Here is a 23,768-nt window from a genome sequence, read left to right on the forward strand (position 1 = left end):
CATGAGCCAGTTTCACAGCCTGACCATCAAGCAAGTGCGCAACGAAACCCGTGACGCTGTTTCAATCGCCTTCGAGGTGCCGGCAGACCTTCAAGAAGCCTTCCGCTTCACCCAGGGCCAGTACCTGGTGATGCGCACCCAACTGGACGACGAAGAAGTCCGCCGCTCCTACTCCATCTGCAGTGCCGTGCAGGATGGCGAGCTGCGGGTGGCCGTCAAGCGGGTGCCCGGCGGGCGCTTCTCGGCCTTTGCCAACGAAGTGCTCAAGGCCGGCCAGCAGCTGGACGTGATGCCGCCATCGGGCAGCTTTTTCGTGCCGCTGGACCCGGCGCGCCAGGGCAACTACCTGGGTGTGGCCGCCGGCAGCGGCATCACGCCGATCCTGTCGATCATCGCCACCACCCTGGCCAGCGAACCCCACAGCCGTTTCACCCTGCTGTACGGCAACCGCTCCAGTTCCGGGGCGCTGTTTCGCGACACGCTCGAAGACCTGAAGAACCGTTACCTGGACCGCCTCAACCTGATTTTCGTGTTCAGCCGCGAGCAGCAGGATGTCGACCTGTACAACGGCCGCATCGATGCCGACAAGTGCGGCCAGTTGTTCTCGCGCTGGATGGACGTGGCCAGCCTCGATGCCGCGTTCATTTGCGGCCCCCAGGCGATGACCGAGACCGTGCGCGACAGCCTGCAGGCCAACGGCATGGCCAAGGAGCGCATCCACTTCGAACTGTTCGCTGTCGCCGGCAACGAAGCCCGTCGCGAAGCCCGCGAGGCCGCACGGCAGGTGGATTCGGCGCTCAGCCACATCACCGTGATCAGCGACGGCCGCGCGCTGAGCTTCGACCTGCCGCGCAACACCCAGAACGTGCTGGATGCCGGTAACGCCATCGGCGCCGAACTGCCCTACTCGTGCAAGGCCGGCGTGTGTTCGACCTGCAAATGCCGGGTGGTCGAGGGCGAGGTGGAGATGGACAGCAACCATGCCCTGGAGGACTACGAAGTGGCGGCCGGGTATGTGCTGTCGTGCCAGACCTACCCGGTGAGCGACAAGGTGGTGCTCGACTTCGACCAGCTCTGAAAAAAATTGCATGGGACCGAAAACGCGGTCGCTGTAGGAGCGGCCTTGGGTCGCGAAAGGGCCGCAGCGCGGCCCCGGGATCTCGGCCCTGATCACAGGTTGCCGGGGCTGCTACGCAGCCCTTTCGCGACACAAGGCCGCGCCTACAAAAGCCTTGCTTTGCACTACCCCCAAGCAACACCCGCGTGACCTCAAGAAAACAATTACAAGACAAAAGAGATCGCTTGCCATGACTCCGGAACACATCGAAAGCATCAGCAACCACCCCGATTTCCAGCACCTGGTGCGGCGCAAACGGCGCCTCAACGGCAGCCTGACCCTGGCAATGCTGGTGATCTACTACGGCTTCGTCCTGCTGGTGGCATTCTCGCCAAACACCCTCGGCCAGTCCCTGAGCGGCGGCGTGACCACCGTCGGCATGCTGGTTGGCGTGCTGATGGTGCTGCTGTCCTTCGCCCTCACCGGCATCTACGTGCACCGCGCCAACAACGTGCTCGACCCGCTCAACGACAAGGTCAAGCAGGAGTGCGCGCAATGAACTGGACTGCCATCTCGATGTTCATGGTGTTCGTCTGCTTTACCTTGCTCGTAACCCGCTGGGCAGCCCTGCGCACCCGCTCGGCCAGTGACTTCTATACCGCCGGCGGCGGCCTGACCGGCATGCAGAACGGCCTGGCGATCGCCGGGGACATGATCAGTGCCGCGTCGTTCCTCGGCATCTCGGCAATGATGTTCATGAATGGCTACGACGGCCTGCTGTATGCCCTGGGCGTGCTGGCCGGCTGGCCGATCATCCTGTTCCTGATTGCCGAGCGCCTGCGCAACCTAGGCAAGTACACCTTCGCCGACGTGGTCTCTTACCGCCTGGCGCAGACCCCGGTGCGCCTGAGTTCGGCCTTCGGCACCCTGGTCGTGGCGCTGATGTACCTGGTGGCGCAGATGGTCGGTGCTGGCAAACTGATCGAGCTGCTGTTCGGCATCAGCTACCTGTATGCGGTGATGCTGGTCGGTGTGCTGATGGTCGCCTACGTTACCTTCGGCGGCATGCTGGCCACCACCTGGGTGCAGATCATCAAGGCGGTGATGCTGCTGTCCGGCACCAGCTTCATGGCCTTCATGGTGCTCAAGCATTTTGGTTTCAGCACTGAAGCGATGTTCGCCAGCGCCGTGGCGGTGCATGCCAAGGGCCAGGCGATCATGGCCCCGGGCGGCCTGCTGTCGAACCCGGTGGATGCGATTTCGCTGGGCCTGGGCATGATGTTCGGCACCGCCGGCCTGCCGCATATCCTGATGCGCTTCTTCACCGTCAGCGACGCCAAGGAAGCACGTAAGAGCGTGTTCTACGCCACCGGCTTCATCGGCTACTTCTACCTGCTGCTGATCGTCATCGGCTTCGGCGCCATCGTCATGGTCGGTACCGAGCCTGCTTACCGCGACGCGGCGGGTGCGATCATCGGTGGCGGCAACATGGTCGCCGTGCACCTGGCCCAGGCCGTGGGCGGCAACCTGTTCCTCGGCTTCATCTCTGCCGTGGCCTTCGCCACCATTCTTGCGGTGGTGGCTGGCCTTGCATTGTCCGGTGCCTCTGCAGTGTCCCACGACCTGTATGCCTGCGTGGTACGCAAGGGCCAGGCCACCGAGCAGGAAGAAATGCGCGTGTCGCGCATCGCTACCCTGGTGATCGGCCTGCTTGCCGTGGTGCTGGGCCTGGTATTCGAGTCGCAGAACATCGCCTTCCTGTCCGGCCTGGTGCTGGCCGTGGCGGCCTCGGTCAACTTCCCGGTGCTGCTGCTTTCGATGTTCTGGAAGGGCCTGACTACCCGCGGCGCGGTGTGCGGCAGCATGGCCGGGCTGGTGTCGGCAGTGTTGCTGGTGGTGCTCGGCCCTGCCGTGTGGGTCAACGTGCTGCACAACCCGACTGCGCTGTTCCCCTACAGCAACCCGGCGTTGTTCTCGATGAGCCTGGCATTCCTCTGCGCCTGGGGTTTTTCGGTCAGCGACAGCTCGGAGCGTGCCAAGCAGGAACGCGGCCGTTACCTGGCGCAGTTCATCCGCTCCATGACTGGTATCGGCGCCGCTGGCGCCAGCAAGCACTGATCTTTGACTATGTCGGGTATAACAACAATGAACCGCATGCACCTGAAATCGGCCGCCTGGTTGGCCACCCTCGCCCTGCCATTACCGGCCCTGGCGGACTTCATCGACGACAGCCATGCACGCCTTGAGCTGCGCAACCACTACATCAACCGCGATTTCCGCCAGAGCAACGCCCCCCAGGCCAAGGCCGAGGAATGGGCCCAGGGCTTCACCGCGAAAGTGGAGTCGGGCTTTACCGGGGGCATGGTCGGCTTTGGCCTGGATGCCATGGGCCAACTGGGCGTCAAGCTCGATTCCAGCCGTGACCGGCGCAACACCGGCCTGCTGCCGTTCGGCCCGGTCAGCCATGAACCGGTCGATGACTACAGCGAACTGGGCCTGACCGGCAAGGTGCGTGTGTCCAAGAGCACCCTGCGCCTGGGCACCCTGCAGCCGATCCTGCCGGTGGTGGTGTACAACGACACCCGCCTGCTGGCCTCGACCTTCCAGGGCGGCCAGCTGACCAGCCAGGACATCGACGGCCTGACCTTCAATGCCGGGCGCCTGAGCAAGGTCAACCTGCGCGATTCGTCTGGCCGCGATGACATGGGCTACGGCGCCGCCACCAGCGACCACCTGGACTTCGGCGGTGGCAGCTACGCACTCACCCCGCAGACCAGCGTCAGCTACTACTACGCCAAGCTGCAAGACATCTACCGCCAGCAGTTCGTCGGCCTGGTCGACACCCGCCCGCTGGGCGAAGGCCTGAGCCTGCGCAGCGACCTGCGCTACTTCGACAGCCGCAACGACGGCGCCGAGCGTGCTGGCAACATCGACAACCGCAACTTCAACGCCATGTTCACCCTCGGGGTGCGGGCCCACAAGTTCACCGCCACCTGGCAGCAGATGTCCGGCGACAGCGCCTTCCCGTTCGTCAATGGCGGCGACCCGTTCACCGTCAACCTGGTGACCTACAACACCTTCACCCGCGCCGGCCTGGACTCCCGGCAGTTGCGCTACGACTACGACTTCGTCGCCATGGGCATCCCCGGCCTGAGTTTCATGACCCGCTACACCGATGGCCGCCACGCCGAAACCGCCACCGTCAGCAATGGCCGTGAGCGCGAACGCGACACCGACCTCACCTACGTCATCCAGAGCGGCCCGTTCAAGGACCTCAGCCTGCGCTGGCGCAATGTCACCTTCCGTTCCGGCAATGGCCTGACCCATGCCGTGGACGAAAACCGCCTGATCATCGGCTACACCCTGGCGCTGTGGTAACAGCGCCCCTCCCCATCTTAGAACAGCATGGAGAACAGCATGTCTGACGCCCCAACCCTGCAGAGCTTCATCGCTGGCCGCTGGATCGGCCAACACGGCGCCCAGGCCCTGCGCAGCGCCCTGGACGGTCACGTCCTGGCCTACAGCCACGAAGAACGCCCGGATTTCGCCGAGGCCGTGGACTTTGCCCGCGGGCATGGCCTGGCCCAGCTGATGGCCATGGACTTCCAGCAACGCGCCCAGCGCCTCAAGGCCCTGGCCCTGTACCTGGCCGAGCGCAAGGAACAGCTCTACGCGCTGTCGCACCACAGCGGCGCCACCCGTGCCGACAGCTGGATCGACATCGAGGGCGGCAATGCCACGCTGTTCAGCTACGCCGGCATCGGCAGCCGTGAGCTGCCCTCGGGCAACCTGGTGCACGAAGGCCCCGCGATCCAGCTGGGCAAGCAGGGCCACTTTGCCGGCAGCCATGTCCTGGTACCGCGTGCCGGTGTCGCCGTGCACATCAATGCGTTCAACTTCCCGATCTGGGGCATGCTCGAGAAGTTCGCGCCGACCTTCCTGGCCGGCATGCCGTGCATCGTCAAGCCCGCCACCTCGACCAGCTACCTGACCGAAGCCGTGGTGCGCCTGATGAACGATTCCGGCTTGCTGCCCGCAGGCAGCCTGCAGCTGGTGATCGGCAGCACCGGCGACCTGCTCGACCGCCTGCAGGGCCAGGACGTGGTGACCTTCACCGGCTCTGCCGACACTGCCGCGAAACTGCGCGTCACGCCCAACCTGATTCGCAACTCGGTACCCTTCACCGCCGAGGCCGACTCGCTCAACTGCGCCATCCTCGGCCCGGATGTGAGCCCGGACAGCGAAGAGTTCGCGCTGTACATCCACGAAGTGGCGCGGGAAATGACCACCAAGGCGGGGCAAAAATGCACCGCCATCCGCCGCGCAATCGTCCCGGCCAAGCACATCGATGCGGTGGCCACTCGCCTGCGCGAGCGCCTGAGCAAGGTGGTGGTCGGTGATCCGTCGGTAGAAGGCGTGCGCATGGGGGCCCTGGCCTCGCATGAGCAACAGCGTGACGTTGGCGAGCGCGTGCGCAGCCTGTTGCAGAGCTGCGACCAGCTGTTCGGCGCCAGCGATGGCTTTGCCCCGCGCGGTGAAGGCGTGGCCGAAGGCGCGTTCTTCGCCCCGACCCTGCTGCTGGCACGCGACCCGCATGCCGAGGGCGGTGCCCATGACATCGAGGCGTTCGGCCCGGTCAGCACGCTGATGGCCTATGACGACCTGGATGAAGCCCTGGCCCTGGCCGCGCGCGGCAAAGGCAGCCTGGTGGCGACCCTGGTTACCGCCGACCGTGCCGTGGCTGCCAAGGCCATCCCGGTGGCCGCCGCCTGGCACGGGCGCCTGCTGGTGCTCGACAGTGAAGCCGCCAAGGAATCCACCGGTCACGGCTCGCCGCTGCCGCAGCTCAAGCACGGCGGCCCAGGCCGCGCCGGGGGTGGCGAGGAGCTGGGTGGCCTGCGTGCGGTCAAGCATTACCTGCAGCGTGCTGCGGTGCAAGGCTCGCCTAGCATGCTGACAGCCGTCACCGGCGAATACGTGCGCGGTGCCGAAGTGATCGAGACCGAGGTGCACCCGTTCCGCCGTTACTTCGACGACCTGCGCATTGGTGAATCGCTGCTGACGCACCGTCGCACCGTGACCGAAGCCGACCTGGTCAACTTCGGCTGCTTGTCGGGTGACCACTTCTACATGCACTTCGACGAAATCGCGGCCAAGGAGTCGCAGTTCGGCAAGCGCATCGCCCATGGCTACTTCGTACTCTCCGCCGCCGCCGGGCTGTTCGTCTCGCCAGGCGCCGGGCCGGTGCTGGCCAACTACGGGCTGGATACCCTGCGCTTCATCAACCCGGTAGGGATCGGCGACACGATCCAGGCGCGGCTGACCTGCAAGCGCAAGATCGACCAGGGCAAGACCAGCCCGCTGGGGCAGCCGCAAGGCGTGGTGGCCTGGGATGTGGAAGTGACCAACCAGCTGGGTGAGCTGGTGGCCAGCTATGACATTCTGACCCTGGTCCTCAAAAAGCACTGACCTGGCCAGACGCCGTTGCTGTAGGAGCGGCCGTGCGTCGCGACAGGGCCGCGTAGCGGCCCCCAAGGATTGATGCCGAAACGCTGAAATAGCTGGGGCCGCTATGCGGCCCTTTCGCGACACAAGGCCGCGCCCACAAGGCAGTCCTAGAGGCACATGGCCACCTCGTACATCCGCCCTAGTGCCCTGCCCGTTCCTCGGCGCTATAGTCCGGCCATCCGCCACACCCCACGCCAAGGAAGCCACCTGCCATGAAATCCGCCAAGCTGCTGCTGAGCGCCGCCGTCCTGTTCACCGTCGCCGGTTGCCAGACCATCAACCCTTCCGACCAGACCCTCAAGGAACGCGCCGAGTTCGCCCTCAATACCCCGGTCAGCAAGGTCGCCAACGTACGTAGTGACAGCACCATCACCTACTACACCGCCACCACCGCCAAGGGCGAATACAACTGCCAGATCCCCAGCGGCGCCATCGTCGCGGTCGGTGGCATGGGCCTGTACCAGCCGACACCGTCCTGCCTGAAGGAAGGCCAGGCGATCATCCTGCAGTGATACCGCCTCTGCCCCCGGCGTCACGCGCTGGCGCCGCCGGCACCTCACGCAAGGCCCGCAGGGCCGCGCGCAATTCGGCCGGGCGCACCGGCTTGGACAAGAGGGCGATATTGCGCCCATGCACGATCGCCTGAACCTTCTCAAGGTCATGCCCAGTCATGATCAACGCCGGCACCTCCCAGCCCCGCTGCGCCCGCAGGCTGTCGATGCAATCGACACCGGTGGCCTCCTGGCCCAGGTCGTAGTCAGCGACGATCACGTCACACTCGCAGGTCAACCCCAGTGGCGAAGCCTGTGCTTGCACTTCGCAACCCCAGCGCTGCAACAGCGCCGAGGTGGCGCGTAGAACGTTATGGTCATCTTCCACCAGGCACACTTTCAGGCCGCCGAGCAGCGCGCCTTGCACCACCTGCTGTTCGCTGCTGCGAGCCAGCGGTTGCGCCGCCAGGCGCGGCAAGCCTTGCAGGCTCACCGCCGTGCCATGCCCCAGGTGCGAACGCAGCCGCACCTGCAACCCCATCAAATGCCCCAGGCGCTTGACGATCGAAAGGCCCAAGCCAACCCCTTCGACATCCTTGTCACGCACCTGGCGCACCCGGTAGAACTCTTCAAAGACCAAGCCCTGATGCGCCTCGTCGATCCCCCGCCCCTGGTCATAGACCACGATGGCCAGCGCGGCTCCGTGACGCCGCACGCCGATCAGCAACGGCCGCTGGGCGGCATACTTGAAGCTGTTGGAGAGCACGTTCTGCACCATCGTCGCAAGCATGCCGCGGTCGGCGCGGGTCCAGTGAACGCAGGGCCGCAGGCGCATCTCGACGCCAGCCCAGCGTGCGGCCTCGGCGTTCTGGCGCAGCAGCTCGGCGAGAAACTCCTGCAAGGCAAAGGCCTCGTACTTCGGTTGCACCCTGCCATTGTCCAGGGTGTACAGGTCAAGGATCGAGCGGAACAGCTGCGACACATTGAGCAGCGAGCGGTCGATGCTGTCCACCAGGCGCCGCTCTTGTTCGGCCAGCGGCGCTTCACGCAGGCAGGCGGTGAACAGGCCAATGGAGTGGATCGGTTGGCGCAGGTCGTGGCTGGCCTGGGCCAGAAAGCGCGACTTCTCCTGGGTGGCGGCCATCGCCAGCTCCGAGGCCTTGCGGGTGCGCTCCAGCAGCATATGGGCGTACAGCGGGATGACCGTACTGGTAGTAAGCAGCATCAACACCATGAACGGGTTGGCCTGCCAGTAAGGGTTGAGCTGGTACACCGCCACCAGTGCGGTCAACGCCAGTCCGGTAGCGATGGCCAGGTAGCGGGTGCCGAAGCGCATGCCATTGCCAAGGTTGACCCAGACCATCACCGCATACAGCGGCAGCGCCGCTTCGCCGCCGAGCACCAGGCCGAAGCAGGTGCCGGTATAGTCGTGCACGATGCCCAGTACCCGCCGCCACGGGTAATGCCCCGGCCAACGGGCTATGGCCTGGCGCAGGCCGATCGACAGCACGATGAAGCTGATGATGTAGTAGATCACCGGCAGGTAGCTGTCGATCGATTCACCCGGCAGAAAACCCAGCACGGTGATGTAGACCAGCGCACAACTGGCGACGATGACGCGCAAGTTGGCCTGGTCGAGTTCGTTGTTCTTGTTGTAGTCCATGCTCGACGTCCTTGTGCACGGGGTCGCATAAACGCCCTCTTGGCGCAGCGCTCGCCGTTGTTGCCTGCTAAGTTAGCATGATCGGGAAAACCGCTGTTCACAGGGAGTGCCAGGACGTGACGTGCCGCATTATCGTGGCGGACGACCATCCGCTGTTCAGGGAAGCGATGGTCCGTACCGTGCAGCGGGTATTGCCACAGGCGCAGCTCGAAGAAGCCGGCGACCTGCAGCAAGTGCTGACGCTGGCCCACCAGGGCGAGGCACCGGACACGCTGATTCTCGATCTGCGCTTTCCGGGGCTCGATTGCCTGGAGCGGCTGGGCGAAGTGCGTCAGCGACTGCGCCGCACCACCCTGATCATCGTGTCAATGGTCGACGACCCAGCGCTGATCGAACAGGTCATGGCCAGTGGCGTAGATGGCTTCATCGGCAAGAGCGTCGCCCCCGACGAGCTCGGTGCGGCAATCCTGGCCATCCGTGACGGCGAAGTGCTGGTCAGGTACAGCCCTTCAGGGATGTTACCGAGCCTGGGCAGTGCGAGCGAACTGGAACAGCTCACCCATCGCCAGTACGAGGTGCTGCGCCTGATCGCTCAGGGCAAGACCAACAAGGAAATCGCCCGTGCACTGGACATCTCGCCGTTCACCGTGCGCATCCACGTATCGTCGTTGCTCAAGTCCCTCAATGTCACCTCTCGCACGGCGGCAGCGGTGAAGTACAGCGGCACCTGATACCGTCGGTCGGTGCTGAGGGGGTCGCGACTGATCATGCCGGGGCGCCCGGCACTCTCACTTCCATGAGGGGTGGTCATTGGCATTGCGGTCATTGGCACTGCCCCTCACGCCTGTACCTGGACCACCTTCGGGTGGGCCTTTTTTCAATGAGCGAGGGCGCCATCATGGACCTGACACTGCACATGGGCGGCGGCAACTCCCAGGACGACTGGCCGGAACTGGACCCGGACAATGACAATGACCGGGCAGATGACCCGGACACCGATCCAGACCTAACAGATGACGAACAGAACCGGCCCGGGGTGCCTGCCAGCGACCCCGAGTCCGGTGCATGACGGATCAGCTGGTCACGCTGGAATCACTGACCGCCTGGCTGGGCCTGCTTCCGGATAACCGCCAGCTTACTGCGGTTATCCCGTAGCGCTCAGCCATCGGCCGGCTGACTTTCCTGATCTTCTCTCGCCCGAATTTCGGGATGATACCGATCCCGGCGTCACAACTTGCCCAGTGCCAAGCTTCGGCATTATCGATCTTCTCGAGCCGGATAATGAAGCTGTGGGGCTGGCCGTGCAGCAGGTAATCGATAATGTACAGCTGGGGACTAGGCATCACGCGGCCCTCCTCTTCTCCATGGATGACTCTCTCATTGAGTGAAAGCGCCTGTGAAAGATTCAAAAAAAATGTCGAACAATTCAAAGGGAGGGATCAGCTGCCGCTCCGGGGGCCATGATGACCTTGCGACAGCGCTCCTGATGTTCGTCGAACAGTTCGTAACCGCGCACCGCATCCTCCAGTGCAAGACGGTGGGTGACGATCGCCTCCGGATTGAGCCGGCCTGCTTCGATATGCTCCAGCAATTCCGGCAAGTAGCGGTGTACATGGGTCTGGCCCATGCGGAAGGTCAGGCCCTTGTCGAAGGCGTCGCCAAACAAAAAGCCGTGAACGAAGCCGGCATACACGCCGGGCACGCTCACCACGCCTCCTCGGCGCACGGCGGCGATGCACTGGCGCAGGGCCTTGCCGCAGCTGCCCTCTAGCTTGAGTGCGGTCAGCACGCTTTCCGTGGTGCTGCCCTTGGCTTCGAAACCCACGGCATCGATCACTGCGTCCACCCCGCGCATGCCGGGCGTCAGCCGGATGATGCTGTCGGCCGGGTCGTCGTCATGGGCGAAGTCGATCGGGATCACGCCGTAGGCCTGATGGGCGAAGTCCAGCCGGTAGCCATGTTCGTCGACCATGAATATCTGTTCGACACCCAACATGCGCGCGCAGGCCGCCGACAGCAGCCCGACCGGCCCGGCACCGTAGATGGCCAGTGAAGAGCCTTGACCGACTTCGGCGTTGAGTACCGCCTGCCAGGCAGTGGGCAGGATGTCCGACAGGAACAGCAGCTTGTCGTCGGCCAGGCTACCCGGCACCTTGAACGGCCCGACATTACCCTTGGGCACCCGCACAAAGTCGGCCTGCCCGCCGGCGATGCCGCCATACAGGTGGCTGTAGCCGAACAGGGCAGCCCCCGACGGGATGAGCTTCTTGTTGAGAAGCGCACCTGGCCCGGTGTTGGTGGTTTCGCAGGCCGCGAACAGTTGGTGCTGGCAGAAGAAGCAGCCACCGCAGGCGATCACGAACGGGATCACCACCCGGTCACCCGGGCGCACCGCCGTGACCGCGCTGCCGACGTCTTCGACGATGCCCATGAATTCGTGCCCGAGGATGTCGCCAGCCTCGACCATCGGGATCTTGCCGCGGTACAGGTGCAGGTCCGAGCCACAGATGGCCGTGGCGGTAACCCGCAACAGGATATCGTCGTCATCCTGCAGGTCCGGGTCTGGCACGGTGTCGACGCGAACATCGCCCGCGCCGTGGTAGGTCAATGCGCGCATGCTTCAGTCTCCTTGACGAGCAGGTGGGCGGCCCGCCAGCAGCGCCAGCGGGCCTGAGCGACCTCAGCTACTGCTGATGCTGGCGGCCTCCGCCGTGGCTGTTCTGCCCGCCCTTGCGGCCAGCTTCCGAGGCCCGCTGCCGGTCGTTGGCGAAGTTGCCGCCTGAGGCCTGGCCACCTTTGTGGCCGGCACGGGAGGCCCGTTCGCGGTCATTGGCAAAGTTGCCCGGGTTGGTTTCCTTGGTGCCGCCACGTTGTCCGGTCCGTTGTTGATCATCAGCCATGTCGTTTCTCCTTGCGATGCGGAGGGGTTGGGCGCATGAAACGGTGCCATGCCTTAGTTCCGAACAGGCGATGGGAGGGTCTGCTCAATCGGATTGCGTGCGGCTGACCGGTGGCGCGAAAGGCCATCGATACAAATGCTTGCGCCATGGGTTTTGCCACTGGCAATTTTTCAGCAGGGCCATGGTCTTAACTGCAAGCGCCCCCACGCTGCAATGCCTCGCAGCAAAGCCGACGAGCGGCCTATAATGCTCGCTCAGCTGCCCGGCGATGCTTCGAAGGGCCACCCTTCTAGTCTGCACAAGGCTTCTCCATGACTGAGCAACCTGCATCGCCGCACAACCCCGCGCTGAGCCCCAGCCACCTGGACTTTCCTGTGGTCGGCATCGGTGCCTCTGCTGGCGGGCTGGAAGCCATCCGCACGTTCTTCCAGCAGATGCCCGGCGATTGCGGCATGGCCTTCGTAGTGGTGCTGCACCTGTCGCCCGACCATCAGAGCGTGGCCGACCGGATCATTCAGGAAGCAACGCCGATGCCGGTGCGCCAGGTCACCGAGCCGGTACCGATCGAGCGCAACCATGTCTACGTGATTTCCCCAGCCAACCGCCTCTCCACCAACGACGGCTACCTGCGCGTTACCCCGGCCAACCGCCGACGCGGCGACCACGTGGCCATCGACCTGTTCTTCCGTGACCTGGCCGACGTGCACAAGGACCACGCCTTCTGCGTGGTGTTGTCGGGCACCGGTGCCGACGGCGCGGTAGGCCTGTCGCGGATCAAGGAACAGGGCGGCATGGCCCTGGCGCAGACCCCGGACGACGCCCAGTACGACAGCATGCCCCGCGCCGCCATCGAGACCGGCATGGTCGACCTGGTGCTCCCGGCTGCCGAGATGCCACAGAAACTGATGGAACTGTGGCGTACTGCGCGCCAGGTGAAACTGCCGCACATCGAAGACGATACCCTGCCCCCGCCGCTGGGTACCCGCGTTGGCGATGCCCAGGCCGCGGAGCCTTTGCTCGAAGAAATCCTGCTGCAGCTGCGCAATGCTACCGGCCACGACTTCCAGCATTACAAGCGTGCCACCGTGCTGCGGCGGATCGAGCGCCGCCTGCACGTGACCGGGCAGACCGACCTTGCCGGCTACCTGCGCTACCTGGAGCAGCACACCGGCGAAGCCAGCGCCTTGCTGGGCGACATGCTGATCGGGGTGACCAACTTCTTCCGTGACCGAGAGGCGTTCGAGTCGCTGGAGCGCCATGTGCTGCCGCAACTGGTCAGTGAAGGTGAAGACAATCGCGAAATCCGCGTCTGGTCGGCCGGCTGTTCCACCGGTGAAGAGTCCTACAGCCTGGCCATGCTGGTGTGTGAGCAGCTGGCGGTGGAGCAACGCACAAGCAAGGTCCAGGTGTTCGCCACCGACCTTGACGAGCGCGCCATCGGCATCGCCCGCACGGGTTCCTACCCCGAAGCGATCGTCACCGACGTGCCGCCTACCCGGCTGCGCCAGTTCTTCGTCAAGGAAGACCAGCACTACAGGGTGCGCAAGGAGGTCCGGGAGAAGGTGCTGTTCGCCCGCCACAACCTGCTGTCCGACCCGCCGTTCTCGCAGATCGACCTGATCGTCTGCCGCAACCTGCTGATCTACCTGGACCGCGAAATCCAGCACGACATCCTGCAGATGTTCCACTATGCCCTGCGCGGCGGCGGCTACCTGTTCCTGGGGACGTCCGAATCGGTCGATGTCGCCGGTGAGCTGTTCGTCCCGGTGGACAAGCGCAACCGTATCTTCCGCGCCCGGGACGTCAGCCCGGCCGGCCGCAGCTCCGGCCGGCAGTTGCCCGGTGCAAGCAGGGCCACTCTCGCCCAAGCGCTGCAGGCCAAGGCCAAGCCTGGGCGCAAGCCGTCCTATGCCGAAATGCACCATAGGGCCCTGGCCCGGCGCACGCCGCCCAGCCTGATCATCGACGGCGACGGCAATATCCTGTACATGAGCGACGGTGTCGGGCATTACCTGCAACTGCCCGCTGGCGAGCCGAGCCGCAACCTGCTCAACCTGGTAATGCCGAGCTTGCGCCTGGCCTTGCGCAGCACGTTGTTCCAGGCCCGCCAGGGTACCGAGGCCGTCACCTCGCGGCCGGTCGACCTGGGCGACGGCGAACATCGTCAGCAGGTGGAGATCACCGTGCAACCCTTCAAGGATGAGCTCAGCACCGGCGAGTGCTTGCTGGTGGTGTTCGAGGTGCGAGCGCCCGACCCGGCGCTGCCGCTGCCCGGGGTCATCCGCCAGACCGACAGCATGGTCCTGCACAACCTGGAGCGCGAACTGCAGCGTACCCGCCTGCAATTGCAGGAAACCATCGAGCAATCGGAGATTTCCAGCGAAGAGCTGACCGCCTCCAACGAAGAAATGCAGGCGATCAACGAAGAACTGCGCTCGGCCAGTGAAGAGTTGGAAACCAGCAAGGAAGAACTGCAGTCGATCAACGAGGAGCTGCTCACCGTCAACTACGAGCTCAAGAACAAGGTCGAGGAGACCGACAAGGTCAACGACTACCTGAGCAACCTGATTGCCTCGACCGACATCGCCACGGTGTTCGTCGACCGTAACCTGCACATCCGCTGGTTCACCCCGCGTGCCACCGACCTGTTCAACATGCTGCCGGTGGATACCGGCCGCTCGCTGCTGGACATCACCCACCGCCTCGATTACCCGGCGCTGGCCGACGACGCCCGCGCCGTGGCCAAGGGTGAAACCATCATCGAACGTGAGATCGGAGCCCAGGACAACCACTGGTACCTGGCGCGCTTGCTGCCCTACCGCGCCAGCGAGCAGAAGATCGACGGCACCGTGCTGACCTTCATCGACATCAGCAAGAACCACGCCGCCGAAGAGCGCGTGCGCCTCGGTGAAGAGCGCCTGAGCAAGCAACTGGCCGAATCGCAGAGCTCCAGCCACATGAAGGACGAGTTCTTCGCGGTGATGTCCCACGAACTCAAGCACCCGCTCAACCTGATCCAGCTCAATGCCGAAATCCTCCGCCGGCTCCCCACGGTCAAGAGCATCGGCGCTGCCAGCAAGGCCGTTGGCACCATCTGCGAAGCCGTGTCCAGCCAGGTCCGGATTATCGACGACCTGCTCGATGTGGCGCGTATTCGCACCGGCAAGCTCAAGCTCAAGACCCAGCCGGTAGACCTCGGCGCCATTGCCCGGGGCATCCATGCGGTGCTGCTGAGCGAGCAGCACCCTTGCCCGGTGCGCCTGGAACTACCCGCCGACGACCTGCCACTGATGATCGAGGGTGACGTGACGCGCCTGGAGCAGATCGTGTGGAACCTGCTGAACAATGCGCTGAAGTTCAGCCCGCCAGGCGGTGACATTCGCCTGGTGCTGAGCCAGGACGAAACCCAGGCACGGCTGCAGGTGATCGACCAGGGCGTGGGCCTGAGCCAGGACAACCTGGAACATATCTTCGACCTGTTCAGCCAGGCGCCGCAGTCGGCCAGCCACGGCCGTGAAGGCCTCGGCATCGGCCTGTCACTGGTGCGCCAGCTTGCACAAGCCCATGGCGGCAGTGTCGAGGCCAGCTCGGCAGGGCCTGGCAAGGGCTGCACCTTCACCGTACGGCTACCGCTGTGCGACACAGGTCCGCAACTGCGCACCCAGGCCCCTGAGCCTTTGAGCGAGGGACGGTTGCAAGGCACAACGGTATTGCTGGTCGACGACTCGGCCGAAGTCCTGGACGTCATGCAACAGCTGCTGGAGATGGAGAGCGCCGAAGTCGCGGCCTACAACGACCCGCTGAAAGCCCTGGAAGCAGCAGCCAGCGGTCGCTATGACGTGATCATTTCAGACATCGGCATGCCGGTCATGGACGGCCACGCGCTGATCAAGGCCCTGCGCGGCCTTGCCCACCTGCGCCACACGCCGGCCATTGCCCTCACCGGCTACGGTGCCAGTGCCGACCAGCACAAGTCGCGTCAGTCCGGCTTCGATCGCCATCTGAACAAACCGGTAGGCTACGACGAACTGGTCGAGGCCATCGAGGCACTCAGTGGCTCAGTGCCCTGCTGAGCCGCTTGCAGGATTATCACCCGCTTCCAGCCGTGCGCTGTACTTGTACGAGCCGCGCTTGCCGGCGATGGGCCGCGAAGCGGCCCCGGCAATTTATGCAACAGCTTTGAAATCGTGGGGCCGCTTTGCGGCCCATCGCCGGCAAGCGCGGCTCCCACAAGGGTTCGGCGCTCAGGCATGCACGCTCCACTGGGTGACTTCGGCTTCGATCGGCATTTCGTCAATGGCGTGGATCATCCCACTGTCCAACGCTTCCTTGGGCCCCAGGATTCGCGGATACGCCATCAGGTAACGCGGCACGTCCAGCACTTCGCTGCTGCCCGCGGTACGTTCGGCGACGATCTGTGCATAAAGGCGCAAGTCGTAATCCAGGCTCATGGCGTATTCGGCCATGCGCGCATGGTCCACCGAACCGTGCAGGGTCCAGTGGAACGGGTGGAACAGGAACTTGCTGCAGCTGCACGCCGTGCGGTGCTCGCCTGCCAGGAACAGGATATTGCCCATCGACTCGACAGTGCCAAGGTTATGGGTGTGCACGCTGATCGGCAGGCTGCGCAGGAAGTTGTACAGGGTAAAGCCGTAGCTGCACTCGCCGCCCATGGTGGCGATGTTCAGCTGCAGCATGTCGGCGCCCTGCTGCATGGCGCGCGAGCAGGTGTTGATCAGGTTGCCACAGGTGGATGAGTTGATCGGCCCGGTGAAGTGGATGATATGTCTGGCCATGCTTGCCTCCGGTCTTGGCAGGTCACTCCTTCGATTGTTCGTCGCTGCGCGCGGCCATCTGCTGGTACTGCTTGCGCAAGGCATGCAGCTCGGCCGGGGCCATATCCTCCAGGTTGAGCAGCGCCTTGTGCGCTTTCTGGGTGGTGCGCAGCAATTCGTCGATCTTGATATGCAGCTCGTCGTTGTCGCGGTTCTGGGTGTTCTGGATCAGGAAAACCATCAGGAAGGTGAGGATGGTGGTCGAGGTGTTGATCATCAGTTGCCAGGTGTCGTTGAAGTCGAACAGCGGCCCGGTAATGCCCCAGGCCAGGATCAACAGGAAAGCGACGCCGAAGGCCAGCGGTCGTCCGGCCCAGTTGGCCAGCCACTGACAAAAACGATCGAATTTCATGCCGACGATCTCCTGTGCTGCATATCCGCTATGCGGTGGAATCGCTGGCGCCGACAAAGTTCAACTGCCGGTTGCAGTATGGCATTCGATGAACTGCGCTGAACCCTCACAGCCTTGCTCAGGTCGCAACTTGAGTGACATTCAAGGGATCAGGTTATGAGGACTGCAGCGTGAGCGATATCCGCATCGGCATTTCCGGATGGCGCTATGGCCCGTGGCGCAAGGACTTCTACCCCAAGGGCCTGCGTCAGGACAGCGAACTGGCGTTTGCCTCGCGGGCGGTGAACAGCATCGAGATCAATGGCTCGTTCTACAGCCTGCAAACGCCCGAACGCTACCAGAGCTGGCGTGACGAGGCGCCGGACGACTTCATCTTCGCGGTCAAAGGCCCGCGCTACATCACCCATGTGCGCCGGCTCAAGGACATCGAAGAGCCCATCGCCAATTTCTTTGCCTCCGGGCCCTTGCTGCTGGGCGACAAGCTGGGGCCCTTCCTGTGGCAGTTCCCACCGAACCTGAAGTTCGACGAAGCGCGTTTCAGCCGCTTCTTCCAGTTGCTGCCCAAGGACCGCAAGGCGGCGCGTGCCTCTGCCAAAGGCTGCGCTGAAAGCCTCAAGGATAACGGTGGCACCGCGATCAAGGGCAATGTTCGGCTGCGCCATGCCGTGGAAATCCGCCACGAGAGCTTCCTCTGCGAAACCTTCGTCAAACTGCTGCGCAAACACCGCGTGGCCCTGGTGGTGGCGGACAGCGCAGGCAAGTGGCCCTATGTCGAGGATGTTACCGCCGACTTCGTCTACATGCGCCTGCACGGTGACGTCGAACGCTACAGCAGCGGCTACACGGCGCGGGCCCTGCGCCGCTGGAAGCAGCGGATTCAAGCCTGGGCCGAGGGCAGCCAGGCCGACGATGCGCGACTGATCGTGGCCGGGGCACCGCCACGGCGAGCCTCGCGTGATATCTATTGCTACTTCGACAACGATCAGAAAGTCCACGCCCCCTACGATGCTCGCCGTCTGCTGGAAACACTCAAGCTCGATTACCACCTGCTCACCGAACCGGGCGTGACACCGGAGGTGCAGCTGTGAACAAGACCCTGCCTACACCGCCTTGCATCATCGACAAGGTCACGGCGGTGCGCCGCCTCAACGTGTTGACGATCAACGTGCACAAGGGTTTTACCCTGTTCAACCGGCGCTTCATTCTTCCAGAGCTGCGTGAAGCGGTGCGCAGCACCCATGCCGACCTGGTGTTCCTCCAGGAGGTGCACGGCAGCCACCAGCAGCACGCCGTGCGCCACCCCGCGTGGCCAGAAACGCCGCAGTACGAATTTCTTGCCGACAGCATGTGGCCGCAGTATGCCTATGGCCGCAATGCGGTGTACCCCCACGGCGATCACGGCAACGCCCTGCTGTCGAAATTCCCGATTGCGCAGCATGAAAACCTCGACGTATCGATACACGGCAACGAGCAGCGCGGCCTGCTGCATTGCCGTTTGGAGGTACCAGGGCATGAGCAGGTTCACGCGATCTGTGTGCACCTGGGGCTGCGTGAAGCCCACCGGCAAAGCCAGGTAAAGCTGCTGCTCGAGCTGCTCGACAGCCTTCCGGCAGAGGCACCGGTGATCATCGCCGGCGACTTCAATGACTGGCGGTTGAAAGCTGATGCTGTGCTATCCCGGCGCCTGGTCGAGGCCTTCGGCAAGCATTTCGGCAGCCCTGCACGCAGCTTTCCGGCCCGCTTGCCGCTGCTGCGGCTGGACCGTATCTACCTGCGCAATGCCATGCCGGCCAAGGCTCAGGTGCTGTCGATGTATCCTTGGTCGCACCTGTCCGACCATGCCCCACTGACTGCGGAGATCGTCCTGTGAACAGACCTTGGGTAGACGGTAACCGTGTCGAACTGTTGATCAATGGCGAGCAGTATTACCCGCGGGTATTCGCGGCAATGGCCCAGGCGAAGGAAGAGATCCTGCTGGAAACCTTCATCATTTTCGACGACAAGGTCGGCCAGCAGTTACGCAGTGTGCTGATCGATGCCGCCAGGCGCGGTGTACGGGTGGAGGTCGCAGTTGACGGCTACGGCACCGCCGACCTGCCCGATGGCTTCGTCTCGGGGCTGACCGATGCCGGGGTCAACTTCCATGCCTTCGACCCGCAACCCAGGCTGGCCGGCATGCGCATCAACCTGTTCCGGCGCCTGCACCGCAAGATCGTGGTGGTCGATGGTGAGCGGGCGTTTATCGGTGGCATCAACTACAGCGCGGACCACCTGGGTGATTTCGGCCCCATGGCCAAGCAGGACTATGCCGTGGAGGTGACCGGGCCGGTCGTGGCGCAGGTACATGCTGCCAGCCGCCGGCTGATGGCCCCGGTGCTGGAACCGCCCAGCGAGACACGGCCCGTGACCGCAGCCACGGGCAGCAGCACCGCGGTGCTGGTAGAACGTGACAACCGGCTGCGCCGTACCGATATCGAAGCCCACTACCTGCTGGGCCTGCGCTCGGCCCGCAAGCGCGTGGTGGTGGCCAACGCCTATTTTTTCCCGGGTTACCGCCTGTTGCGTGAATTGCGCAACGCGGCGCGCCGCGGCGTCGAAGTTACCCTGATCCTCCAGGGCCAGCCAGACATGCGCTGGGTGCGCGCCCTGTCGCGCCTGCTCTACAACTACCTGCTGCGCGATGGCGTGCGGATCCACGAGTATTGCCAGCGGCCGCTGCACGGCAAGGTGGCGCTGGTCGATGACGAGTGGGCCACGGTCGGCTCCAGCAACCTCGACCCCCTGAGCCTGTCTTTCAACTTGGAAGCGAACCTGTTCATTCGTGACCCGGCATTCAACCAGCACCTGTACGAGCACCTGCAGTCGCTGGCAGCCGAGCAATGCAAACCGGTGACGCTGGAACGGATGATCCGTGGCTATTGGTGGCGTGCACCGCTGATCTTCGTGTGCTTCCACGTCATCCGGCACTTCCCGCGGATCGCCGGCTGGTTTCCCGCACACCGCCAGCGCCTGCGTTCGCTGCAGCCGCAGGTCGAGGCCCAGGGCGACCTGCATGAGGGCAATACCTGATGGCGCAGAAACCTTGGCAGGTCTGGGGCAAGCGGCTGTTCACCGTGGCGTTTCTGATCCTCATACCGGTGTTGCTGTACGTTCTGGCACGCAACCTGGACTGGAACGAGGTGCGCCAGTCGCTGCTGGCTTACAAACCAGGCACGCTGGCCATGGGCCTGGCCCTGGCGCTGTGCAGCTACCTGATCTTCGCCAGTTACGACTTGCTGGCCCGGGCTTATACCGGCCACCACCTGCCCGCCCGGCAAGTGCTGCCGGTGGCATTCGTGTGTTATGCCTTCAACCTCAACTTCACCACGTGGGTGGGGGGCGTTGCCTTGCGTTATCGCCTGTACGGCCGCCTTGGCCTGGATACACCGACCATCACCCGTATCCTCACCCTGGGCCTGCTGACCAACTGGATGGGCTACATGCTGCTGGCCGGCAGCGTGTTTGCCCTCGGCCTGGTCGAATTACCGGCCAACTGGGCGGTCGGTGCCACCGGGCTGAGGCTGATCGGCGTGTTGTTGCTGACGATCGCAATCGGCTATCTGCTGGCTTGTGGCCTGGCGAAAAAACGCACCTGGCGCTGGCGCGAGCACGAGGTCACCCTGCCCTCGCTGCGCCTGGCCCTGTGCCAGGTGGCGTTAGGCGCAAGCAACTGGGCGATGATGGCCTTGCTGATTTTCTGGCTGTTGCCTGGTGAAGCGTTCTACCCGACGATTCTCGGCATCCTGCTGATCAGTTGTGTAGCAGGGGTGGTCGCCCATATTCCCGCAGGGCTCGGTGTGCTCGAAACGGTGTTCCTCGCCCTGCTTCATGGGCAGCTTGGCCAAGGCACGCTGGTAGCGGCGTTGCTGGGCTACCGGACGTTGTATTACCTGGTACCGCTGGTCTTGGCCGTACTGACTTACCTGTTGCTGGAGAAGCGCGCCAAGGCCATGCGCCAGCGCGACAAACCGGTATGAGCAAATGCCCTAGCCGATTCGCCCCTCACGCGCCCCACTCATGTACTGCTCCAGTCGCCCTCTCAACCAGCGCTCGGCCGGGTCGCTGTCGGTGGTGCTCAGCCAGACCATGGCCAGCTCAAGCGGCACGGTATCGAACGGCAAGGGTTCGGCCTGCAGGTTGCCCCAGCTGGCCATGGCCGCGGCGGCGTAGTCCGGGCAGCAAGCCAGCAGATCGCTGCCGGCCAGGATGGCCGGCAATGAACTGAACTGGGGCACCGACAACACCACGCTGCGCGTACGCCCGATTTCCTTCAGCCAGTCATCCACTACGCCCTGGGTATTGGCCGTTGGCGAGACTTGGACGTGGGGGCGCAGGCAGAACTCCTCCAGGGTCAGCGGCTGCGCGGACTTGTCAGCCCTGAGCACCCGCGCCTGCATGGTACGTAATACTTTACGCTTGGCATTGGCCGGCAGGCCGCGGGTCTGGCTGATGCCCACCGTGACATCCCCCGTGGCCAGCAGGTCGGGGATGCGCCAGTAGTCGACATGCTGCACGACCACCACCACATGCGGCGCCTCGGTACGCAGTGCCCGCAGCAACGGCGGCAAAAGCCCTGATTCGACATCATCGGACAAGCCGATCCTGAAGGTCATCTTGCTGGTCGGCGGGTCGAAGTCGTGGGTCAGGCTCAGGGCGGCCGACATCGCGTCCAGCGCCGGGGTGAGGTGCTTGATCACCTCGGCCGCCCGGGCAGACGGCTCCATGCGGTTACCGACGCGGATCAGCAGCGGGTCATTGAACATCGTGCGCAGCCTGGCAAGCGCTGCACTGACCGTGGGCTGGGCGAGAAACAGCTTTTCCGCGGCGCGGGTGAGGTTGCGCTCTTGCATCAAGGCCTCGAACACCACCATGAGGTTGATGTCGGCCTTGCGCAGTTCATTTCGGTTCATGCCCGCTCCTGATAGTCATCCAACCCCCTCAGGATAGGCGCCAGGTCAATGTACCGCCCAGCCCCGGCTCATCGCCCGGTACTTGGCGGTGGCATGGCGAAGAAAGCAAGGAAACCACGACAGCGATGTTCACCCTGCTCGATCGCCTCGATGGCCCGACGCTGGGTGCGTGCTGAGTGTGATCATCTGCCTGCTACTGGCGGTGCACTGCGTGACCGCACCCGATGCCGGTACCCAGGTGCTGTGCATGCTCAACTCGCTGGGCAGCATCGACCCGCCCGACGGGATACGGGTACTGTGGTGCGTGCGGGAAGGCGCGATCGCGGCCAGCCTGGTGATTGCCGGTGGTTTGCTGGCAATTCAGATGGCCAGCATCGTGGTCGGCTTGCCGATTGCCCGCTACATGCTGCTGACCGGGTACAGCCGGGTACGCAGCTTGCGCAGCAATGAGCCAGTGTTCAGCACTGCTGTTACGGCAACCCCCCTGGCCAGCGAACTGACCACCTGACGCGCTTTTTAGGAGCGGACTTGCCGGGGCGCTCCTACAAAGCTGAAGGTATTTTTCACATTCATCTCACTTGCTGTTAACAAGCACTCTGGCAACTTTGCGGCGCGCATCATTTCATTAATGAAAACCAGAACTTTCATTAACTTTTGTTTCACATGAAACCCGCATTTCGTTAATTGCAACCCCCCTCCCAACGCCCTGACAATCGCCTCGCTCCGAGCTGAAAGGCAGTCACTGCGCGCCCTTGGCACGAGCTCAAACCTCGATATCAGCCAATAAACTTTTCAGAGGAAGTTTATGAACGCGCCTGCCCCACTTATTAACTTCGATCTCCACGAACATATGCTGCTGACCGGTGCCACCGGCTTTCTTGGTGGTTCGGTAACGGCTCAATTGATTGCCAATGGCCGCAGCGCCAACTTGTGTTTCCTGGTTCGCGCCGACAGCCGCGAGCAAGGCCTGAAGCGCCTGCGCGATAACCTGCGCCAACACGGCGTTGCCGAGCGTGACTGCCTGGCCCTGCGCGCCGAGCAGATCATTTGCGGCGACTTCCTCGATACCGGCTGGCTGGCCGAAGCCACGCCGCGACTGATGCAGATTGACCGGGTGATCAACTGCGCGGCAGTGGCCTCGTTCTCGAAGAACCCGAACATCTGGCCGGTCAATGTCGAGGGTACCTACGCCTTCGCCGAGGTAATGAGCCGCTCGACGCGTCTGAAGCGTTTCCTGCACGTGGGCACGGCGATGAGCTGCGGCCCGCGGCGCGAGTCGCCGATCAGCGAATCGTGGGAATTCCCGGCTGCCGAACAGCAGCTGGTCGACTACACCGCGTCCAAGGCCGAGATCGAACGGCGCATGAGCGAGCAACTGCCGCACCTGCCGCTGGTGGTGGCGCGCCCGTCCATCGTGGTCGGCCACCGCACCCTCGGTTGCCAGGCCTCGGCCAGCATCTTCTGGGTCTTCCGCATGGGCTTCGCGCTGGAAAGTTTCACCTGCGAGCTGGACGAGCAGATCGACGTGATCCCGGTCGACTACTGCGCCGAAGCGCTGATCGGCCTCACGCTCAAGCCGCATCTGGGGCACAACCTTTACCACATTTCCGCCGGCCACCAGGCGGCCTGCACCTTCGGTGAGATCGACCAGGCGTTTGCCCATGCCAACGAAGCGCAGCCGGTTGGCGAGCGCTACCGTAAGGTCGATGTCGACGACCTGAAAAGCCTGGCGCAGGACTTCGAAGCACGCATCGGCCCAGCCAACCCACGCCTGGTACTGCGCGCCCTGCGCCTTTACAGCGGCTTTGCCGACCTCAACTATCTGTTCGACAACAGCCGCCTGCTCGAGGAAGGCATCGCCGTGCCACCGCGGTTCACGGACTACCTGGACGTGTGCGTGAAGTCGTCCAGCGGGGTGAGTATCGCTACTCAGATGCAGTGGGATTTCAAGTAAGCCATTACTGCAAAGTTTGACACGCCCCCCTGTGGGAGCGGGTTTACCCGCGAAGAAGG

Annotated in this window: 21 protein-coding genes and 1 pseudogene; 15 read left to right on the plus strand and 7 right to left on the minus strand. The window is 63.8% G+C overall.

The window, feature by feature from the left end; translation table 11 throughout:
* The first annotated feature begins 1 nt into the window (after position 1).
* The 6 genes and pseudogenes from paaE (at position 2) to H040_RS10575 (ending at position 7,077) form a co-directional block, all read left to right on the plus strand.
* Positions 2 to 1,078 carry a 1,2-phenylacetyl-CoA epoxidase subunit PaaE gene (paaE, locus tag H040_RS10550; protein WP_027917360.1) on the plus strand — a complete coding sequence of 359 codons (1,077 nt, stop codon included), beginning with the start codon at positions 2 to 4 and terminating at the stop codon, positions 1,076 to 1,078.
* 229 nt (positions 1,079 to 1,307) lie between these two features.
* On the plus strand, positions 1,308 to 1,616 hold the full coding sequence (locus tag H040_RS27565; protein WP_027917361.1) for a DUF485 domain-containing protein: 309 nt from the start codon (positions 1,308 to 1,310) through the stop codon (positions 1,614 to 1,616).
* Positions 1,607 to 3,175, plus strand: a pseudogene (locus H040_RS10560) (cation acetate symporter); the annotation flags it as partial. The gene H040_RS27565 and the pseudogene H040_RS10560, both read left to right, overlap by 10 nt.
* A gap of 27 nt (positions 3,176 to 3,202) precedes the next feature.
* On the plus strand, positions 3,203 to 4,435 hold the full coding sequence (locus H040_RS10565) for an OprD family porin (protein WP_027917363.1): 1,233 nt from the start codon (positions 3,203 to 3,205) through the stop codon (positions 4,433 to 4,435).
* A gap of 39 nt (positions 4,436 to 4,474) precedes the next feature.
* The gene (paaZ, locus tag H040_RS10570; protein ID WP_027917364.1) at positions 4,475 to 6,526 is read left to right on the plus strand and encodes a phenylacetic acid degradation bifunctional protein PaaZ; all 2,052 of its coding nucleotides are present in this window, start codon (positions 4,475 to 4,477) and stop codon (positions 6,524 to 6,526) included.
* A 251-nt stretch (positions 6,527 to 6,777) separates the two neighbouring features.
* Positions 6,778 to 7,077 (plus strand): hypothetical protein, encoded by a 300-nt coding sequence (locus H040_RS10575; protein WP_027917365.1) that lies wholly within the window; start codon positions 6,778 to 6,780, stop codon positions 7,075 to 7,077.
* Here H040_RS10575 and H040_RS10580 read toward each other — a convergent pair.
* Positions 7,064 to 8,719, minus strand: a complete 1,656-nt coding sequence (locus H040_RS10580) for an ATP-binding response regulator (protein WP_027917366.1) — start codon at positions 8,717 to 8,719, stop codon at positions 7,064 to 7,066. The genes H040_RS10575 and H040_RS10580 overlap by 14 nt on opposite strands.
* A 116-nt stretch (positions 8,720 to 8,835) precedes the next feature.
* Between H040_RS10580 and H040_RS10585 the strand changes: the two genes are divergently transcribed.
* Together H040_RS10585 and H040_RS10590 are read left to right on the plus strand one after the other, a co-directional pair.
* On the plus strand, positions 8,836 to 9,450 hold the full coding sequence (locus H040_RS10585; protein ID WP_027917367.1) for a LuxR C-terminal-related transcriptional regulator: 615 nt from the start codon (positions 8,836 to 8,838) through the stop codon (positions 9,448 to 9,450).
* Positions 9,451 to 9,584: 134 nt separating this feature from the next.
* Positions 9,585 to 9,788 carry a hypothetical protein gene (locus H040_RS10590; protein WP_143512517.1) on the plus strand — a complete coding sequence of 68 codons (204 nt, stop codon included), beginning with the start codon at positions 9,585 to 9,587 and terminating at the stop codon, positions 9,786 to 9,788.
* A 4-nt stretch (positions 9,789 to 9,792) separates the two neighbouring features.
* Here H040_RS10590 and H040_RS10595 read toward each other — a convergent pair whose 3' ends face one another.
* From H040_RS10595 to H040_RS10605, 3 genes are all read right to left on the minus strand, one after another.
* Positions 9,793 to 10,062 carry a DUF6555 family protein gene (locus H040_RS10595; protein ID WP_027917368.1) on the minus strand — a complete coding sequence of 90 codons (270 nt, stop codon included), beginning with the start codon at positions 10,060 to 10,062 and terminating at the stop codon, positions 9,793 to 9,795.
* Positions 10,063 to 10,145: 83 nt separating this feature from the next.
* Entirely contained in the window at positions 10,146 to 11,336 is a 1,191-nt protein-coding gene (locus H040_RS10600) for a zinc-dependent alcohol dehydrogenase (protein WP_027917369.1), read from the minus strand.
* Positions 11,337 to 11,403: 67 nt separating this feature from the next.
* Positions 11,404 to 11,619, minus strand: coding sequence for a general stress protein (locus tag H040_RS10605; RefSeq protein WP_027917370.1), 216 nt, complete (start codon positions 11,617 to 11,619; stop codon positions 11,404 to 11,406).
* A gap of 311 nt (positions 11,620 to 11,930) precedes the next feature.
* Between H040_RS10605 and H040_RS10610 the strand changes: the two genes are divergently transcribed.
* Positions 11,931 to 15,692 carry a CheR family methyltransferase gene (locus tag H040_RS10610; RefSeq protein WP_027917371.1) on the plus strand — a complete coding sequence of 1,254 codons (3,762 nt, stop codon included), beginning with the start codon at positions 11,931 to 11,933 and terminating at the stop codon, positions 15,690 to 15,692.
* Positions 15,693 to 15,863: 171 nt separating this feature from the next.
* On the opposite strand, the gene H040_RS10615 is transcribed toward H040_RS10610, so the two are convergent.
* Together H040_RS10615 and H040_RS10620 are read right to left on the minus strand one after the other, a co-directional pair.
* Complete coding sequence (locus H040_RS10615; protein ID WP_027917372.1) at positions 15,864 to 16,415, minus strand: ATP-dependent Clp protease proteolytic subunit; 552 nt, start codon at positions 16,413 to 16,415, stop codon at positions 15,864 to 15,866.
* Between the two features lie 22 nt (positions 16,416 to 16,437).
* A complete protein-coding gene (locus H040_RS10620; RefSeq protein ID WP_027917373.1) occupies positions 16,438 to 16,806 on the minus strand; it encodes a low affinity iron permease family protein in 369 nt (122 codons plus the stop codon).
* 170 nt (positions 16,807 to 16,976) lie between these two features.
* On the opposite strand from H040_RS10620, the gene H040_RS10625 reads away from it, so the two are divergent.
* The 4 genes from H040_RS10625 to H040_RS10640 are packed head-to-tail and all read left to right on the plus strand — an operon-like array spanning position 16,977 to position 20,822.
* Entirely contained in the window at positions 16,977 to 17,894 is a 918-nt protein-coding gene (locus tag H040_RS10625; RefSeq protein ID WP_027917374.1) for a DUF72 domain-containing protein, read from the plus strand.
* The gene (locus H040_RS10630) at positions 17,891 to 18,676 is read left to right on the plus strand and encodes an endonuclease/exonuclease/phosphatase family protein (RefSeq protein ID WP_027917375.1); all 786 of its coding nucleotides are present in this window, start codon (positions 17,891 to 17,893) and stop codon (positions 18,674 to 18,676) included. Before H040_RS10625 ends, H040_RS10630 begins: the two co-directional genes overlap by 4 nt.
* Positions 18,673 to 19,875: a cardiolipin synthase ClsB gene (gene clsB / locus H040_RS10635; protein WP_027917376.1), complete on the plus strand. Its 1,203-nt coding sequence runs from the start codon at positions 18,673 to 18,675 to the stop codon at positions 19,873 to 19,875. Before H040_RS10630 ends, clsB begins: the two co-directional genes overlap by 4 nt.
* A complete protein-coding gene (locus tag H040_RS10640) occupies positions 19,875 to 20,822 on the plus strand; it encodes a lysylphosphatidylglycerol synthase domain-containing protein (RefSeq protein ID WP_027917377.1) in 948 nt (315 codons plus the stop codon). The genes clsB and H040_RS10640 overlap by 1 nt, the downstream gene beginning before the upstream one ends.
* Before the next feature lie 9 nt (positions 20,823 to 20,831).
* Here the strand turns inward: H040_RS10640 and H040_RS10645 are convergent, their stop codons facing one another.
* On the minus strand, positions 20,832 to 21,755 hold the full coding sequence (locus H040_RS10645; RefSeq protein WP_027917378.1) for a LysR substrate-binding domain-containing protein: 924 nt from the start codon (positions 21,753 to 21,755) through the stop codon (positions 20,832 to 20,834).
* Positions 21,756 to 21,924: 169 nt separating this feature from the next.
* Between H040_RS10645 and H040_RS10650 the strand changes: the two genes are divergently transcribed.
* Positions 21,925 to 22,263, plus strand: a complete 339-nt coding sequence (locus H040_RS10650; protein ID WP_027917379.1) for a BCCT family transporter — start codon at positions 21,925 to 21,927, stop codon at positions 22,261 to 22,263.
* A 297-nt stretch (positions 22,264 to 22,560) separates the two neighbouring features.
* Positions 22,561 to 23,709 carry a cationic peptide resistance protein CprA gene (cprA, locus tag H040_RS10655; RefSeq protein ID WP_033695972.1) on the plus strand — a complete coding sequence of 383 codons (1,149 nt, stop codon included), beginning with the start codon at positions 22,561 to 22,563 and terminating at the stop codon, positions 23,707 to 23,709.
* Positions 23,710 to 23,768 lie beyond the last annotated feature (59 nt).

Source organism: Pseudomonas sp. URMO17WK12:I7, assembly GCF_003269045.1.
In the GTDB taxonomy this organism is placed as follows: domain Bacteria; phylum Pseudomonadota; class Gammaproteobacteria; order Pseudomonadales; family Pseudomonadaceae; genus Aquipseudomonas; species Aquipseudomonas putida_J.

Excerpts from the sequence above, each read along its gene's own strand:
- paaE (WP_027917360.1), top strand. The coding sequence starts at position 2 with ATGAGCCAGTTTCACAGCCTGACCATCAAGCAAGTGCGCAACGAAACC.
- H040_RS27565 (WP_027917361.1), top strand. The coding sequence starts at position 1,308 with ATGACTCCGGAACACATCGAAAGCATCAGCAACCACCCCGATTTCCAG.
- H040_RS10565 (WP_027917363.1), top strand. The coding sequence starts at position 3,203 with ATGAACCGCATGCACCTGAAATCGGCCGCCTGGTTGGCCACCCTCGCC.
- paaZ (WP_027917364.1), top strand. The coding sequence starts at position 4,475 with ATGTCTGACGCCCCAACCCTGCAGAGCTTCATCGCTGGCCGCTGGATC.
- H040_RS10575 (WP_027917365.1), top strand. The coding sequence starts at position 6,778 with ATGAAATCCGCCAAGCTGCTGCTGAGCGCCGCCGTCCTGTTCACCGTC.
- H040_RS10580 (WP_027917366.1), bottom strand. The coding sequence starts at position 8,719 with ATGGACTACAACAAGAACAACGAACTCGACCAGGCCAACTTGCGCGTC.
- H040_RS10595 (WP_027917368.1), bottom strand. The coding sequence starts at position 10,062 with ATGCCTAGTCCCCAGCTGTACATTATCGATTACCTGCTGCACGGCCAG.
- H040_RS10600 (WP_027917369.1), bottom strand. The coding sequence starts at position 11,336 with ATGCGCGCATTGACCTACCACGGCGCGGGCGATGTTCGCGTCGACACC.
- H040_RS10605 (WP_027917370.1), bottom strand. The coding sequence starts at position 11,619 with ATGGCTGATGATCAACAACGGACCGGACAACGTGGCGGCACCAAGGAA.
- H040_RS10610 (WP_027917371.1), top strand. The coding sequence starts at position 11,931 with ATGACTGAGCAACCTGCATCGCCGCACAACCCCGCGCTGAGCCCCAGC.
- H040_RS10615 (WP_027917372.1), bottom strand. The coding sequence starts at position 16,415 with ATGGCCAGACATATCATCCACTTCACCGGGCCGATCAACTCATCCACC.
- H040_RS10620 (WP_027917373.1), bottom strand. The coding sequence starts at position 16,806 with ATGAAATTCGATCGTTTTTGTCAGTGGCTGGCCAACTGGGCCGGACGA.
- H040_RS10640 (WP_027917377.1), top strand. The coding sequence starts at position 19,875 with ATGGCGCAGAAACCTTGGCAGGTCTGGGGCAAGCGGCTGTTCACCGTG.
- H040_RS10645 (WP_027917378.1), bottom strand. The coding sequence starts at position 21,755 with ATGAACCGAAATGAACTGCGCAAGGCCGACATCAACCTCATGGTGGTG.
- cprA (WP_033695972.1), top strand. The coding sequence starts at position 22,561 with ATGAACGCGCCTGCCCCACTTATTAACTTCGATCTCCACGAACATATG.